General features: G+C 66.5%; 13 protein-coding genes. All 13 read left to right on the forward strand.

The annotated features are described in order from the left end of the window. Positions 1-37 precede the first annotated feature (37 nt). The 13 genes from PO883_RS19685 to PO883_RS19745 all read left to right on the forward strand — a co-directional run bounded on the left by PO883_RS19685 (position 38) and on the right by PO883_RS19745 (position 13,397). Positions 38-3,085, forward strand: coding sequence for an ExeM/NucH family extracellular endonuclease (locus PO883_RS19685; RefSeq protein WP_289311256.1), 3,048 nt, complete (start codon positions 38-40; stop codon positions 3,083-3,085). Positions 3,086-3,094: 9 nt separating this feature from the next. Beyond that, the gene (locus tag PO883_RS19690) at positions 3,095-3,703 is read left to right on the forward strand and encodes an NF038129 family PEP-CTERM protein (RefSeq protein ID WP_289311257.1); all 609 of its coding nucleotides are present in this window, start codon (positions 3,095-3,097) and stop codon (positions 3,701-3,703) included. Positions 3,704-3,940: 237 nt separating this feature from the next. After that, a complete protein-coding gene (gene gspG / locus PO883_RS19695) occupies positions 3,941-4,384 on the forward strand; it encodes a type II secretion system major pseudopilin GspG (protein WP_289311258.1) in 444 nt (147 codons plus the stop codon). 30 nt (positions 4,385-4,414) lie between these two features. Beyond that, on the forward strand, positions 4,415-5,602 hold the full coding sequence (locus PO883_RS19700) for a type II secretion system F family protein (RefSeq protein WP_289311259.1): 1,188 nt from the start codon (positions 4,415-4,417) through the stop codon (positions 5,600-5,602). Between the two features lie 20 nt (positions 5,603-5,622). Then, positions 5,623-7,296, forward strand: coding sequence for a GspE/PulE family protein (locus tag PO883_RS19705; RefSeq protein ID WP_167085683.1), 1,674 nt, complete (start codon positions 5,623-5,625; stop codon positions 7,294-7,296). Next, the gene (locus PO883_RS19710) at positions 7,289-8,113 is read left to right on the forward strand and encodes a hypothetical protein (RefSeq protein ID WP_289311260.1); all 825 of its coding nucleotides are present in this window, start codon (positions 7,289-7,291) and stop codon (positions 8,111-8,113) included. Before PO883_RS19705 ends, PO883_RS19710 begins: the two co-directional genes overlap by 8 nt. Continuing rightward, positions 8,110-8,655 (forward strand): hypothetical protein, encoded by a 546-nt coding sequence (locus PO883_RS19715; protein ID WP_289311261.1) that lies wholly within the window; start codon positions 8,110-8,112, stop codon positions 8,653-8,655. Before PO883_RS19710 ends, PO883_RS19715 begins: the two co-directional genes overlap by 4 nt. Next, complete coding sequence (locus PO883_RS19720) at positions 8,652-9,218, forward strand: hypothetical protein (protein ID WP_289311262.1); 567 nt, start codon at positions 8,652-8,654, stop codon at positions 9,216-9,218. The genes PO883_RS19715 and PO883_RS19720 overlap by 4 nt, the downstream gene beginning before the upstream one ends. Further along, a complete protein-coding gene (locus PO883_RS19725; protein ID WP_289311263.1) occupies positions 9,215-9,757 on the forward strand; it encodes a hypothetical protein in 543 nt (180 codons plus the stop codon). Before PO883_RS19720 ends, PO883_RS19725 begins: the two co-directional genes overlap by 4 nt. A gap of 56 nt (positions 9,758-9,813) precedes the next feature. Next, positions 9,814-11,727: a secretin N-terminal domain-containing protein gene (locus PO883_RS19730; RefSeq protein WP_373890087.1), complete on the forward strand. Its 1,914-nt coding sequence runs from the start codon at positions 9,814-9,816 to the stop codon at positions 11,725-11,727. Then, on the forward strand, positions 11,724-12,206 hold the full coding sequence (locus PO883_RS19735; RefSeq protein WP_167085485.1) for a type II secretion system protein: 483 nt from the start codon (positions 11,724-11,726) through the stop codon (positions 12,204-12,206). The genes PO883_RS19730 and PO883_RS19735 overlap by 4 nt, the downstream gene beginning before the upstream one ends. Before the next feature lie 5 nt (positions 12,207-12,211). Further along, entirely contained in the window at positions 12,212-12,601 is a 390-nt protein-coding gene (locus PO883_RS19740; RefSeq protein ID WP_289311264.1) for a type II secretion system protein, read from the forward strand. Then, on the forward strand, positions 12,567-13,397 hold the full coding sequence (locus PO883_RS19745) for a type II secretion system protein (protein ID WP_289311265.1): 831 nt from the start codon (positions 12,567-12,569) through the stop codon (positions 13,395-13,397). Before PO883_RS19740 ends, PO883_RS19745 begins: the two co-directional genes overlap by 35 nt. Position 13,398 lies beyond the last annotated feature (1 nt).

Here is a 13,398-nt window from a genome sequence, read left to right on the forward strand (position 1 = left end):
CATGACGATTCCAATCTCCTCCCTTCAGGAAGTTTCGATGAAAAAGCTCGTAGCAACCATGCCTGTCCCCGGCCGGCTTACCGTGCTCGCCGCGTTGATGGCTGGTTTATCCGCTCCCGCCATGGCCGTGTCGCCTGACCTCGTGATCAGCCAGGTGTATGGTGCGGGCGGTAACGCCGGTACCACTTTCTTCACCCACGACTACATCGAAATCTTCAATCGCGGCACGACCGCGGTCACCGCCGAAGGCTGGAGCGTGCAGTACGGCTCGGCTACCAGTACCGGCGCCTGGAGCGGCAAATCGGCCTTGCCGACCTTCACCGTCGAGCCTGGCCAGTATGTACTGATCCAGGAGCAGAGCGGCGGCGCAGGCCAGCCATCGCTGCCAAACCCGCTGATCGTGCCGGCAAGCGGCTTCAATATGTCGGCATCGAACGGCAAAGTGGCCCTGGTGCGCGATAGCGTCACCCTCAGCGGCGCCACCCCGGCGGGCGACAACGTCGCCGATCTGATCGGATTCGGCACCGCCAACGGCGCCGAAGGCACGCGCGCGCCGGCCATGTCGGCCGCGCTGGCATTGTTCCGCGCCAACGGCGGCTGTGCCGACACCGATGACAACAGCATGGACTTCGCCACCGCTGCCCCGGCCCCGCGCACCAGCGCCTCGGCCCGCAACAGTTGCGGCAACACCATTCCGCAAGCCAAGCCGATCATCCCGGTCTGCCCGGCCAGCATGGCCATCGAACAGGGCAAGCCGGGTGCGGTGCCGCTGAGCGCCTCGGATGAAGACAGCATCGTCAACGGTGCCGTCATCGCCAGCGGCAACGTGCCCGGCATCAGCCTCGGCAGCTTGAGCCCCGCCAGCGCCAATGGCGGCAGCGCCAGCGTCAACCTGCAGGCCAGCGCGGCCCTGGTGGCCGGCAGCTATCCAGTCGTCATCCGCTTCACCAACAATGCCGGCCAGGAAGCGACTTGCCCGGTCAGCGTCAGCGTCGCCGGCGCCGCCACCATTCCGCAGATCCAGGGCGCCGGCGCGGCCAGCCCCTTCGTCAATGCCAGCGTGAGCACCGAAGGCGTGGTCACCCACAAGGTGTCGAACGGCTACTTCATCCAGGATGCCAGCGGCGATGGCGATCCGGCCACCTCGGACGGCCTGTTCGTCTTCACCGCTACCGCCCCGCTGGTCGCCGTGGGCGACCTGGTGCGCGTGAAAGGCACCATCGTCGAGTACAAGCCGACCGGCGCCGCACGCACCTACACCGAAATGAAAGACGTGACGGCCACCAGCGTGCTCGGCGCCGGCCACAGCGTCACCCCGGCCAATATCGTGTTCGAGCCGGGCATGGACCTGGCGCGCCATGAAGCGATGCTGGTCAATATCACCAATGCGCTGACTGTCAACCAGACCAGCTACCTGGGCGACCGTGGCGAACTGACCTTGTCGGTCGGGCGCCGCGAAACCGCGACCAACCGCTACCGTCCGGGCACGCCGGAAGCGCTGGCGCTGGCCAAGGCCAATGCCGGCAACGAACTGGTGCTCGACGACAGCTGGTTCGTGGCGCCGCCCGCGGCCACCCCGCCGTGCGCCGACGTGGTGGTCTGCTCCGGCATTCCCTACCTCGGCCAGGATGGCACGGTGCGCGCCGGCGACACGGTGGGCAACCTGGTCGGCGTGGTCGACTTCGGCGCCATCGGCGGCGGCGGCGCGGCCTTCAAGATCCAGCCGACCGCCGCGCCATCGTTCACCCGCAGCAATCCGCGCCTGCTGGCGCCGGAACTGCCAGTTGGCAACATCAAGGTGGCCAGCGCCAATGTGCTGAATTTCTTCACCACCTTCCTCGACGGCACCGACGCCTGGGGCCGCACGGGACAGGGCTGCACGGTCGGCTCGACCACGCGCGCCTCGAATTGCCGTGGCGCCGACAACAGCGCCGAATTCGTGCGCCAGCGCGACAAGATCGTGGGTGAACTCAAGGGCATCGACGCCGACGTGGTGGGCTTGATGGAAATCCAGAACAACGATGACATTGCGGTCGATTACCTGGTCAAGCAGCTCAACGCGGCCATCGGTTATCCGGCCTATGCCTACGTACCCAAGCCGGCCACCACCGGCACCGACGCGATCCGCGTGGCGATGATCTACAAGCCGGCCAAGCTGGCCATGCTCGGTGGCGCGCTGTCTGACGGCGACGCGGTCAACAACCGTCCGCCGATGGCGCAAACCTTCAAGGCCGGCAATGGCGCCAAATTCTCGCTGATCGTCAACCACCTCAAGTCGAAGGGCGGCTGCGGTAGCGGCGCCAATGCCGACCTGGGCGATGGCCAGAGCTGCAACAATGCCACCCGCGTGCTGCAGGCGACCCGCCTGGCCACGTATTTCATTCCGCACGTGATCAGCAGCGCCGGCGACCCGGACGTGCTGGTCATCGGCGACATGAATGCGCACGGCTTTGAAGATCCGATCCACCTGCTCAACCAGGCTGGCCTGGTCAATGAGCTGGAACGCTTCGTGCGTCCGTCGGGCATTCCTTACTCTTACGTCTTCGACGGCGAAAGCGGCTACCTCGACCATGCACTGGCGAGCGCCTCGCTCGACGCCCAGGTCGCCGGCGCCACCGAATGGCATACCAATGCGGATGAACCGACCGTGATCGACTACAACACCGACGCCAAGAGCGCCGCCGCGGCAGCCCTGTACCGGAACGATGCCTTCCGCTCCTCGGATCACGATCCGGTGGTGGTGGCCCTGAACCTGGCCCCGACCTACCTCGACGTAACGGCGTCCTTCCGCGAACAGCGCTCCGGCCTGAGCGTGGACCGCCTGGCCAACAAGTTCAGCGCCACCATCACCCTGACCAACACCTCCGGCGCGGCCATCACCGGCCCCGTGCACCTGGTGCTGACCGGCCTGACCGAGGGCGTCATCCTGGAGAATAAATCAGGTGTTGTCGGAAATGAACCTTATGTGAGTGTTAACAATGCTACAATTCAAGCCGGGGAAAAAATCACACTGAGAGTTGTCTTCAGCAACCCGGCACGGCGAGGCATTGGTTTCGTCAGTAAAATTTTAAGTGGTTCACTCTAAGGGAGCAACATGTTCAATTTTAAGACGTTCGTCAAACAAGCGTTACTCGCGGCCACCCTTGCTTTCGGCATCGGTAACGCAACGGCAGGACCGACCTACCACGTCGATATCGACACCACCAATTATTCCGGTAACGGTTCGATGGATTTCTGGCTGTCCAGCTTCACCGGCGCCAGCGGTGCCATGGCCACGGTGAGCAATTTCACCGGCAATCTGGGCGCGGAAACCTTCCGTTTCGGTAGCGTTGGCGGTGCCTTGCCTGCCTCGGCAAAATTCGATAACAGCGAGGACTTCAGCTCGGTAACGCATGGTGTCACCCTGGGCGAAAAATTCGGTTTCGACGTGAACTTCAGCGGCGACTTCCTGACCGTGCCGGGCTTTGCATCGACCTTCAGCATTGCCATGTACGATGCGCTCGGCAACTACCTGGTGCAGCCAAACTTTCTGCTCGAGTTCAGCCTCAATCCGCCGACGATCGATGATGCCGCCAGCGTGAGCTACACGGCTGCCCGTAACGTGCGCGTGTCGGTGCCTGAGCCATCGGACATGCTGCTCGTCATGACCGGCCTGGGCCTGGTCGCGTTCGTACGCCGCCGCGCCGCCAAGGCGCCGCGCTAAGCAGTGTCCTGGCGGGCCGTCACGGCCCGCCAGCATGCATTGCACATTTGTCCGGCGACGGCAAATGTGCTTTTTTTTGCCCACGCCGCATAGCCGTAATCGATCCGTAAGCACCCCGAAAAACCTTGCCCCAAAGCATGTCAAATCTCCCCGCGTCCTCTATGAAAGAATAGTTGTCGCAACCGTCGGCGGCATGGTAGCCTTGCACGCCAAATTCAGCATTGAGGAGTCGAACGGATGTTTGCAGCAACCAAATTCAACAGTGCCCGACGTGAGCGCCACGCCGGCTTTACCTTGCTCGAATTGCTGGTCGTTATCGTCATCATCGGCTTGCTGGCGGCCTACGTGGGACCGAAGTATTTCGCCCAGCTCGGCAAATCGGAAGTGACGGTTGCCAAGGCCCAGATCGAAGCGTTCGAAAAATCGCTGGACACCTACCGCCTCGACGTCGGCCGCTACCCGAGCACCGAAGAAGGCATGGCCGCGCTGCTGGTCGCGCCCGCCACCGCCGGCGTCAAGTGGAATGGTCCCTACCTGAAAAAGGCGGTGCCGCTGGACCCATGGGGCCGCCCGTACCAGTACCGCGCGCCAGGCAGCAAGGGCGAGTATGAAATCCTGTCGACCGGCAAGGACGGCCAGCCCGGCGGCACCGGCGAAAACGCCGACATCACGTCCCAATAGTTTCCTGACCCATCCCCCCGTAAAGGCCTCATGCAGTTTGCTGTCCGTACCCTCGCGCCTGACCTGAGCATTAGCAGCCAGGTGGTCGACGCCCAGGATGAGGCCGATGCCCGCCGCCAGTGCGAAGCGCGCGGGCTGTTCGTCAGCGCGGTCGAACCGGTGCGCGCGGCCGGCCTGCGCCGCAGCCGTGGCGCCAGCCTGTCGCTGGTGCTGTTCAGCCAGGAATTGCTGGCCCTGCTGACGGCCGGCCTGGGCATCGTCGAAGCGCTCGAAGCCCTGCTCGAAAAAGAAACCAATCTCTCCACCCGCAGCGTGCTGGAACGCCTGCTTGGCGGCTTGCGCGAAGGCAAGCGCTTTTCCAGCGTGCTGGCCGACCAGCCCGACCTGTTTTCGCCGCTCTACATCGGCATCGTGCGTGCCGCCGAAGGCACCAGCGACTTGCCGCGTTCGCTGGCGCGCTACATCGATTACCAGCAGCGTATCGACGTGGTGCGCAGCAAGATCGTCAGCGCCGCCATCTATCCGGTGATCCTGCTGGCAGTCGGCGGCGGCGTGAGCATGTTCCTGATTACCTACGTGGTGCCGCGCTTTGCCGAGGTCTACCAGGGCGCCGGCCGCAACCTGCCATGGATGTCGCACATGCTGCTCGGCTGGGGCCAGTTCGCCAGCGGCCACACCAGCCTGCTGCTGGGCGGCGTCGCCGTGCTCGCCAGTGCGCTGGTGCTGCTGTGGCGCCACCTGACCCGCAACGGCGGCCTGACGCGCCTGATCACGCGCCTGCCCGGCATCGGCGAGCGGGTGCGCATCTATGAACTGTCGCGCCTGTACCTGACGCTCGGCATGCTCAGCGAAGGCGGCATCACCATCGTCAACGCCATCGATACCGTGCAAGCCATGGTGTCGGTGTCGATGCGCGCCTCGCTGGCGGCGGCGCGCACCAGCATCGAATCGGGCTTGCCGCTGTCGAGCGCATTCGAAGCGAACAGCCTGACCACCCCGATTTCGCTGCGCATGCTGCGCGTGGGCGAGCGTACCGGCGACATGGGGCCGATGCTGACCCAGTCGGCCGCGTTCTACGACGGCGAAATCAGCCGCTGGATCGACCGCTTCACGCGCACTTTTGAACCCCTGCTGATGGCCGCCATCGGGCTGGTCGTCGGCGCCATTGTGGTGCTGCTGTATATGCCGATTTTCGATCTGGCGGGAGACATGTCTTGAACGCCGTGCCGAACCCGCCCATGCTCGACCCGTCCCTGCTGGCGCGCGCCCGCGCCCAGAGCCTGCAATCGCAGCGCCCACTGGTGGCCGAACTGGAAGCGGTCAGCGGGCTCGATGCGCGCCAGATCGTGCAAGCCCTGGCCGACCCGTTCGGCCTGACGGTGATGGAAACGGCTGAAATGCTCAGCTGCGCCACCGCCTTCGACCTGCTGCCGCTGGCCCAGGCGCTGGCGCGCCACTGCGTGCTGCTGCGCGAGCCGGGCGGGCGGGTCACGGGCGTGATCGCCGACCCGTTCGACGTCGACCTGCAAACCTGGCTCACCACCTGCGCCCGGGCCACGCCCAGCGCGCCGCTGCACCTGCGCCTGGCGCTGCAATCGGATATCCAGGCTTACCTGTCCAAGCAGGAGGAATCCGCGCGCGCGGTCGATACCCTGGTGGCCAACGTGGGCGACGCCCGGCGCGACGGCAAGACCGCCGCCGTGCTGTCGTTCGCCTCGGTGTCGGAAGCGGCCAGTCCGGCCGTCAAGCTGGTCAACTCGACCCTGTACGACGCGCTCAAGGCCGGCGCCTCCGACATCCACCTGGAGAGCACCGCCAGCGGCCTGGCCGTCAAGTACCGGGTCGACGGCGTGCTCGATCACGCCACCTCGGTCAATGGCATCGAAGTGGCGGAGCACATCATCTCGCGCCTGAAGGTGCTGGCCGAACTCGATATCGCCGAGCGCCGCGTGCCGCAGGACGGCAGCTTCCGGGTCGAATCGGGCGGACGCGAAATCGATTTGCGCGTCTCCATCATGCCCAGCATTCACGGCGAGGACGCGGTCATCCGGATCCTGGACAAGCGCGCCATGATCGAAGCCTACGGCGCGCTCACGCTCGAAGCGCTCGGTTTCGACGCGCCCTCGCTGGTGTCCTTGCGCATGCTGGCGCAGGAAGCCTACGGCATGCTGCTGGTGACCGGGCCGACCGGCTCGGGCAAGACCACCACCCTGTACGCGGCCCTGACCGAAATCCACAACGGGCGCGAAAAGATCATCACCATCGAAGACCCGGTCGAATACCAGCTGCCCGGCATTCTGCAAATCCCGGTCAACGAAAAGAAGGGCCTGACCTTTGCCAAGGGCTTGCGCTCGATCCTGCGCCACGATCCCGACAAGATCATGGTCGGCGAAATCCGCGACCGCGAAACCGCCGAAATCGCGGTGCAGTCGGCCCTCACCGGCCACCTGGTGCTCACCACCGTCCACGCCAACAATGTGTTTGACGTGTTCGGCCGCTTTACCCACATGGGCATCGACCCCTACGCCTTCGTCTCGGCGCTCAACGGCATCTGGGCCCAGCGCCTGGTGCGCATGAACTGCCCGCATTGCGCCGAGCAGTTCACCCCGAGCGACGCCGAACTCGATGGCGTCAACCTGGAACGCAAGGACGTGCAAGATTATCTTTTCATGCAGGGCAAGGGCTGCGGCGACTGCCGTGGCACCGGTTACAAGGGGCGGCGCTCGATCGCCGAAATCCTCACCCTGAACGACGAAATCCGCGAACTGATCGTCGACAAGCGTCCGATCCGCCAGATCAAGGCCGCGGCCCACGCCAACGGCACCCGCAGCCTGCGCCTGGCCGCGCTCGACCTGGTCAAGCGCGGCGCCACCACCCTCAGCGAAATCAAGCGGGTGACCCTGCATGCGTAGACGTTTCGGACAAGCGCTGCGCGTCGGCGTGGCACCAGGCGCGGTCGCGCTCCTCAAGACCAGCCGCTGGGGCAGCCGCGCTCCCGAACTCGTGGGCGAACTCGCGTTCGACGGCGGCAGCCATCCCGAAGCGATCGGCCTGGCCCTGCGCCAGCTGCTGCAGGGCGCCGGCTGCGCCAGCTGGCCCGTGACCATCGTGCTGGCGGACGAACTGGTGCGCATCTGGCAGGTCGCGCCGCCGGCCGGCAGCGCACGCCTGGCCGACCTTGAGGCGGCCGCCGCGCTGCGCTTCCAGACCCTGTTCGGCGAACCGACCGGCGCCTGGACGCTGTCGGCCGGCTGGGACCCGGCGCAAGCGTTTTTGGCAGCCGCGCTGCCGCGCCACTTGCTGGCGCTGATCGAACAGGTATGCGCCGCCCAGCGCGCGCCCATCGTCGAACTGGTGCCGCAATTCGTGGCCGGCTTCAACCAGTGGCGCGGCGCCCTCAAGGCCGGCGCCTGGTATGGCCTGGTGCAGCAGCGCGTGCTCACCCTGGGCATGATCGACGGCGGCGCCATCCGCGCCGTGCGCGCCAGCGCGCTGCCCGACGGGGCCGACCTGGACTGGCTGGCCGCGCACGTGGCGCGCGAAGCGCTGCGCCTGAACCTGGCCGCGCCGGCGCGCCTGGCCGTGTCGGGCCATGCACCGGCCACCTGGAACAAGGGAGCCTCCCATGCGACCCTGGCCTGCCATCTTTTGGGGCAAGGGCAGGGGCAGGGGCAGGGCGCCGGCTGGTCCGACTGCGCGCGCCTGGCCGCCACCGGGAGCCTGTCATGAAGCCGGTCCGCATCGATTTTGCGCCGCCGAGCCTGCAGCGTACCCTGCACCGCGCCGGTCCTGCCACCTGGATCGTGGCCGTGCTGGCGCTGGCGCTGTGCGCCACCGCGGCCACCCTGGGCTGGCGCCTGATGGCGCAGCAGCGCGCCCAGGCCGCCGAACTGCAAGCCGCGCAACTGCGCGCACGGGTGCCCGTGGCGGTGGCGCCGGTCGCCGTGGGGCCGCGCATTTCGGAAGCGCAGGCCGCCGCCGTCAACGCCGCCGTGCTGCAACTGAACCTGCCGTGGCGCGCGCTGTACGACGCCATCGGCGCCGCCACGCCGCCGACCATCGGCATGCTGGCGCTGGAACCGGACGCGCGCAAGCGCACCATGAAAATCACCGCCGAAGCGAAAAGCAGCGACGCCATGATCGAATACGTCGAGCTGCTCAAGCACGAGGAACTGTTTTCCGGAGTAACCCTGATCCGTCACGAAATCAACGAACAAGACCCGGCCAAGCCGATCCGCTTCCAGCTCGAAGCCGAATGGGTGGCGCCATGAACGCGCCCGCCTTCTCCGTGCTGCTGCTGCGCGCGCGCCTGGCCGTGGTCGCGCGCGGGCCGCTGTTGTGCGGCGCCTGCGTGCTGCTGGCCGGCGCCGCCGCCGCCGTGGCCTGGCTGCTGCCGCAGGCCGCGCTGCGCTCGAAGAACCACGCCGTCGCGCTGCAGATGGCGCGCACCCCGGCGCACGTCGACAAGCCGGCTCCCGTGATTGCCAACCAAAACCTGGCCCTGTTCTACGCCACCCTGGGCGAGAAGCGCTACGCCGAGCAGCAGGTCAAGACCCTGTTCGGGATCGCCGCCAAGAGCGGCCTGTCGCTCTCGCAGGGCGACTACAAGGGGGCTTTCGACCGCAATGCGCGCCTGCATACCTACCAGGTGACCTTGCCGGTCAAGGGCAGCTACAACGCCATCTGGAAGTTCACCATGCTGTCGCTGCGCGCCATTCCCTTTGCCTCGCTCGACGAAATCAGCTTCAAGCGCGACAATATCGGCGAGCCTGCGCTGGAGGCGCGCGTGCGCATGACCTTCTACCTGGCCGACCAGCCGGGAGTGGCGCAATGACGCCGCGCCACCTCGTGATGGGCGCGGCCGTGCTGCTCGCCGCCGGCCTGCTGGTGTTCGGCGACAAGACGCCTGATTCCGGCGTGAGCGAAGCGGTCGAACGCAGCGCGCCGAAAGCGGCTGCCGCCCGCACCAGTGCCGCCACCAGCACCATGCCGGCCGTAGCGGCCGAACCGGCCATCCTGCGCCTGGTCGCGCGCGACACGCTGATCGGCGACGATGACGACGCCTTCGGCGCCAACACCGTCTTCGGCAGCCAGAACCTCAATCCGCCGCCGCCCCCGCCGCCGGTCGACAACACGCCGCCGCCGCCACCGCCGCCCAGCGCGCCGCCGCTGCCGTTTGTCTTTATCGGCAAGGCGGTGGGCGAGGGCGCGTGGGAAGTATTCCTCGCGCGCGGCGACAAGACCTATATCGTACGTCACAAGATGGTAATCGACGGCACTTACCGGGTGGACGCAATCGCGCCGCCCACGCTGACCCTTACCTATCTGCCCTTGAACCAGGTTCAACAGCTCAACATTGGAGTCTTCGACTGATGGCTAGTCACCGGATTGGCACACGCTGCCTGTATTTGCCACTTTGGAGCCGTCTTGTGCGCGGCGCGGCGCTGCCGCTGATGGCGCTGGTGCTGGCCGGCTGCGCCGGACAGGCCGCCTACCTCGAAGGCAATTCGCTGATCGAGAAGGACCAGGTCGAGGCCAGCCTGCTCAAGTACCGCCAGGCGATCGATGCCCAGCCCGAAAACCCGGTCTACCGCGCGGCCTACCTGCGCGCGCGCGACCGCGCCACCACGCGCCTGGTCGAGCAGGCCGAACGTGCGCTGGGGGCCGGCAAGGCCGCGCCCGCGCTGCAGGGTTACCAGCGCGTGCTGGCGATCGACCCGGCCAACGAACGCGCCCGCGCCGGCCTGCGCCTGATCGAGATGGACGAGCGCCACACCAAGGTGATGGAAGACGCCAGTGCCGCCTTCGAGCGCAAGGACTACGATGTGGCGCGCGCGCGCGCCGCCGCGATCCTGGTCGAGCGCCCGCAGTACGAGCCGGCGCGCCAGCTGCTGCTGCAAGTGACCGAGAAGACCGCCGGCCCGGCCGCCGAAACCGGCCTGGCCGCCGCCTACAAGACGCCGATCAGCATCGAGTTCCGCGATGCCCCGCTCAAGCAGGTGCTCGACGTGATCGCGCGCCGCTCGAACCTGAACTTCATCTTCGACAAGGACGTCAAGACCGACCAGAAGACCTCGATCTTCCTGAAAAACAGCACGGTCGAAGCGGCCATCTACTACCTGATGGTGTCCAACCAGCTGGACTACCAGGTCATGGACGGCAATACCCTGCTGGTGTACCAGAACGTCGCCGCCAAGCTCAAGGAATACCAGGAGATGACGGTCAAGACCTTCTTCCTGGCGAACGCCGATGCGAAGGTGGTGGCCAACACGCTCAAGACCATCCTCAAGTCGCGCGACGTGGTGATCGATGAAAAGCTCAATCTCGTGATCGTGCGCGACAACCCGGAAGCGATCAAGCTGGCCGCCAAGCTGGTGGCGCTGCAAGACGTGGCCGAGCCGGAAGTCATGCTCGAAGTGGAGATTTTGGAGATCAAGCGCAGCCGCCTGCTGGAACTGGGCGTGGCCTGGCCTACCTCGCTGACGCTGGCGCCGCTGGTCGGCAGCAACGGCGGCCAGCTCACGCTCGACACGGTGCGCGGCCTGGGACGCGCCGATATCGGCCTGTCGTCGCTGTCGACCACGATCACCGCGAAAAAGACCGATGGCGACTCGAACACCCTGGCCAATCCGCGCATCCGCGTGCGCAACAAGGAAAAAGCCAAGATCGTCATCGGCGACAAGATCCCGAACATCACCACCACCTTGTCGGGCGGCGGCGTGGCCAGCGGCTTTTCGCAGGAATCGATCACCTATCTCGACGTCGGCCTGACGCTCAACGTGGAGCCGACCATTTACCTGAATAATGAAATCGGTATCCGCGTCGGCCTCACCGTCAGCTCCCTGGGCGAGGCGATCACTACCGCCTCGGGCAATATCGCCTACCGCATCGGCAACCGCGAAGCGACCACCATGCTGCAGTTGAAGGATGGCGAGAACCAGGTGCTGGCGGGCCTGATCAACAACGAAGACCGCAGCAACGGCACCAAGATTCCCGGCCTGGGCAGCCTGCCGATCGTGGGCCGCCTGTTCGGCCGCGTCGCCGATGGCGCCGACCGCACCGAGATCGTGCTGTCGATTACGCCTCACCTGATCCGCAACATCCAGCGTCCGCCCGCCGGCGCGTCCGAGTTCAGCGCCGGCACCGAGACCAGCTTCCGGCGCCGTCCCGACAGCGCGGCGCGCGCACCGGTGCTGATGCCGCCGTCGCCGGGTGCGCGTCCACCGGTGCCGGCCGCGGCCCCGGTTCCTGCCCCGGCCCCGGTTTCGGCCGCACCCGAGGCGCCTGGCGCCGCCGTGACCCCGATCCCGGTCCCGGAAACCACGCCCGTGCCGCAGCAATGATGGCGCAAGGGCGGGGCCGCGGCTTCACGCTGATCGAATTGCTGGTGACACTGGCGATTCTGGCCCTGCTCGGCACCCTGGTGGTGCCGGTGACGCAAGTGACCATGCAACGCCAGCAAGAGCAGGAACTGCGCCGCTCGCTGCGCGAAATCCGCCAGGGCATCGACGCCTACAAGCGTGCCTACGACGAAGGGCGCATCGCGCGCTCCCTCAACAGCAACGGCTACCCCAAGTCGCTCGAACAGCTGGTCGAAGGCGCGCCCGACATGCGCAGCCCCAAGCGCGCCAAGATTTTTTTCCTGCGCCGCGTGCCGCGCGATCCCTTCAATCCCAACAGCGACCTGAGCGGGGCCCAGACCTGGGGCAAGCGCAGCTACGCCAGCGAGGCCAGCGACCCGCGCGAAGGCGAGGACGTGTACGATGTGTATTCGACCTCGGACCGGGTTGGCCTCAATGATGTGCCGTACCGCAAATGGTGAACAAGATGCAAGCGAAACCTGGCCGCACAGCGCGCGGCTTCACCCTGATCGAATTGCTGGTGGTGCTGGGCATTATCGCGCTGCTATTGACGCTCGCGGTGCCGCGCTTTTTTCCCAGCATCGACAGTACCAAGGACACCATCTTGGCCGACAACCTGCGCAATGTCCGCGCCGTGATCGACCAGTATTACGCCGACACCGGGCGCTATCCCGATTCGCTGGAACAGCTGGTCGAGAAAAAATACCTGCGCGCGATTCCGGTCGACCCGGTGGCCGACAGCAGCACCAGCTGGATCCTGGTGCCGCCCGAAGACACCACCCGGGGCAATCTGTACAGCATCAAGAGTGGGGCGCCCGGCAATGACCGCAACGGCAAACCGTATCTCGACTGGTAGGCGGCCGCCGCGCGCCGGCGGCTTTACCTATCTGGGCCTGATCATCCTGGTCACCATCGTCGGGCTGGTCGGCGCGGCCAGCCTCAAGGTCGGCGCGCTCATGCAGCGCGCCGCCGCCGAGGAAGAATTGCTCGATATCGGCGCCGCCTTCAGCGATGCGCTGCGCAGCTACGCCGCCGCGACCCCGCCCGGCCAGCCGCAGCAGCCGCCCAGCTTGCAGGAATTGCTCAAGGACCCGCGCTTTCCCAACCCGCGCCGCCACCTGCGCAAGATTTTCGTCGACCCGATCACCGGCAAGGCCGAGTGGGGCATCATGTATTTGACCGACAAGCAGGGCGTGCTGGGCGTGTACAGCCTGTCGAACGCGCAGCCGCTCAAGGTCGGCAATTTCGATGCGCGCTTCTTGAACATGGAAAACAAGACCCGGTTTTCGGACTGGAAGTTCACGCTGTCGTCGCAGACCATGCCGCCGCAGGAGGCGCCGGCGTCGCCCGCGCCCACTCAGCCGCCGCTGTTTGCGCCGGCCGCGCCGGCGCCGGACGGCGCCATGAAGCCGCCCGGGGAGCCGGCGGCGGCGATGCCGCCGGCGGCCGAACCCCAGGAAGCCCCCGCGCCGCCCGAGGAGCCGCCGGCCGAGCCACCCGCTGCGGACGCCAAGGCGGCGGAACCGGTGGAAGAGGACGATCCCTCGGGCACCAACAAACAGGACAGGGACAAGGCGGAGGAAGAGGAGCGCCGCCGCGATGAACGCCAGCGCGACGAGGGCCGCCGCAACGAGCCCCGGCGCGAGCGCTAGT

Source organism: Massilia sp. DJPM01, from assembly GCF_030348125.1.
Lineage (GTDB): Bacteria > Pseudomonadota > Gammaproteobacteria > Burkholderiales > Burkholderiaceae_D > Telluria_A > Telluria_A frigida.

What these genes read in the sequence shown, in the direction of transcription:
- PO883_RS19720 (WP_289311262.1), top strand. Translation starts at nt 8,652, where the DNA reads ATGAACGCGCCCGCCTTCTCCGTGCTGCTGCTGCGCGCGCGCCTGGCC.
- PO883_RS19710 (WP_289311260.1), top strand. Translation starts at nt 7,289, where the DNA reads ATGCGTAGACGTTTCGGACAAGCGCTGCGCGTCGGCGTGGCACCAGGC.
- PO883_RS19745 (WP_289311265.1), top strand. Translation starts at nt 12,567, where the DNA reads ATGACCGCAACGGCAAACCGTATCTCGACTGGTAGGCGGCCGCCGCGC.
- PO883_RS19690 (WP_289311257.1), top strand. Translation starts at nt 3,095, where the DNA reads ATGTTCAATTTTAAGACGTTCGTCAAACAAGCGTTACTCGCGGCCACC.
- PO883_RS19705 (WP_167085683.1), top strand. Translation starts at nt 5,623, where the DNA reads ATGCTCGACCCGTCCCTGCTGGCGCGCGCCCGCGCCCAGAGCCTGCAA.
- PO883_RS19685 (WP_289311256.1), top strand. Translation starts at nt 38, where the DNA reads ATGAAAAAGCTCGTAGCAACCATGCCTGTCCCCGGCCGGCTTACCGTG.
- PO883_RS19725 (WP_289311263.1), top strand. Translation starts at nt 9,215, where the DNA reads ATGACGCCGCGCCACCTCGTGATGGGCGCGGCCGTGCTGCTCGCCGCC.
- PO883_RS19740 (WP_289311264.1), top strand. Translation starts at nt 12,212, where the DNA reads ATGCAAGCGAAACCTGGCCGCACAGCGCGCGGCTTCACCCTGATCGAA.
- PO883_RS19700 (WP_289311259.1), top strand. Translation starts at nt 4,415, where the DNA reads ATGCAGTTTGCTGTCCGTACCCTCGCGCCTGACCTGAGCATTAGCAGC.
- gspG (WP_289311258.1), top strand. Translation starts at nt 3,941, where the DNA reads ATGTTTGCAGCAACCAAATTCAACAGTGCCCGACGTGAGCGCCACGCC.
- PO883_RS19735 (WP_167085485.1), top strand. Translation starts at nt 11,724, where the DNA reads ATGATGGCGCAAGGGCGGGGCCGCGGCTTCACGCTGATCGAATTGCTG.
- PO883_RS19715 (WP_289311261.1), top strand. Translation starts at nt 8,110, where the DNA reads ATGAAGCCGGTCCGCATCGATTTTGCGCCGCCGAGCCTGCAGCGTACC.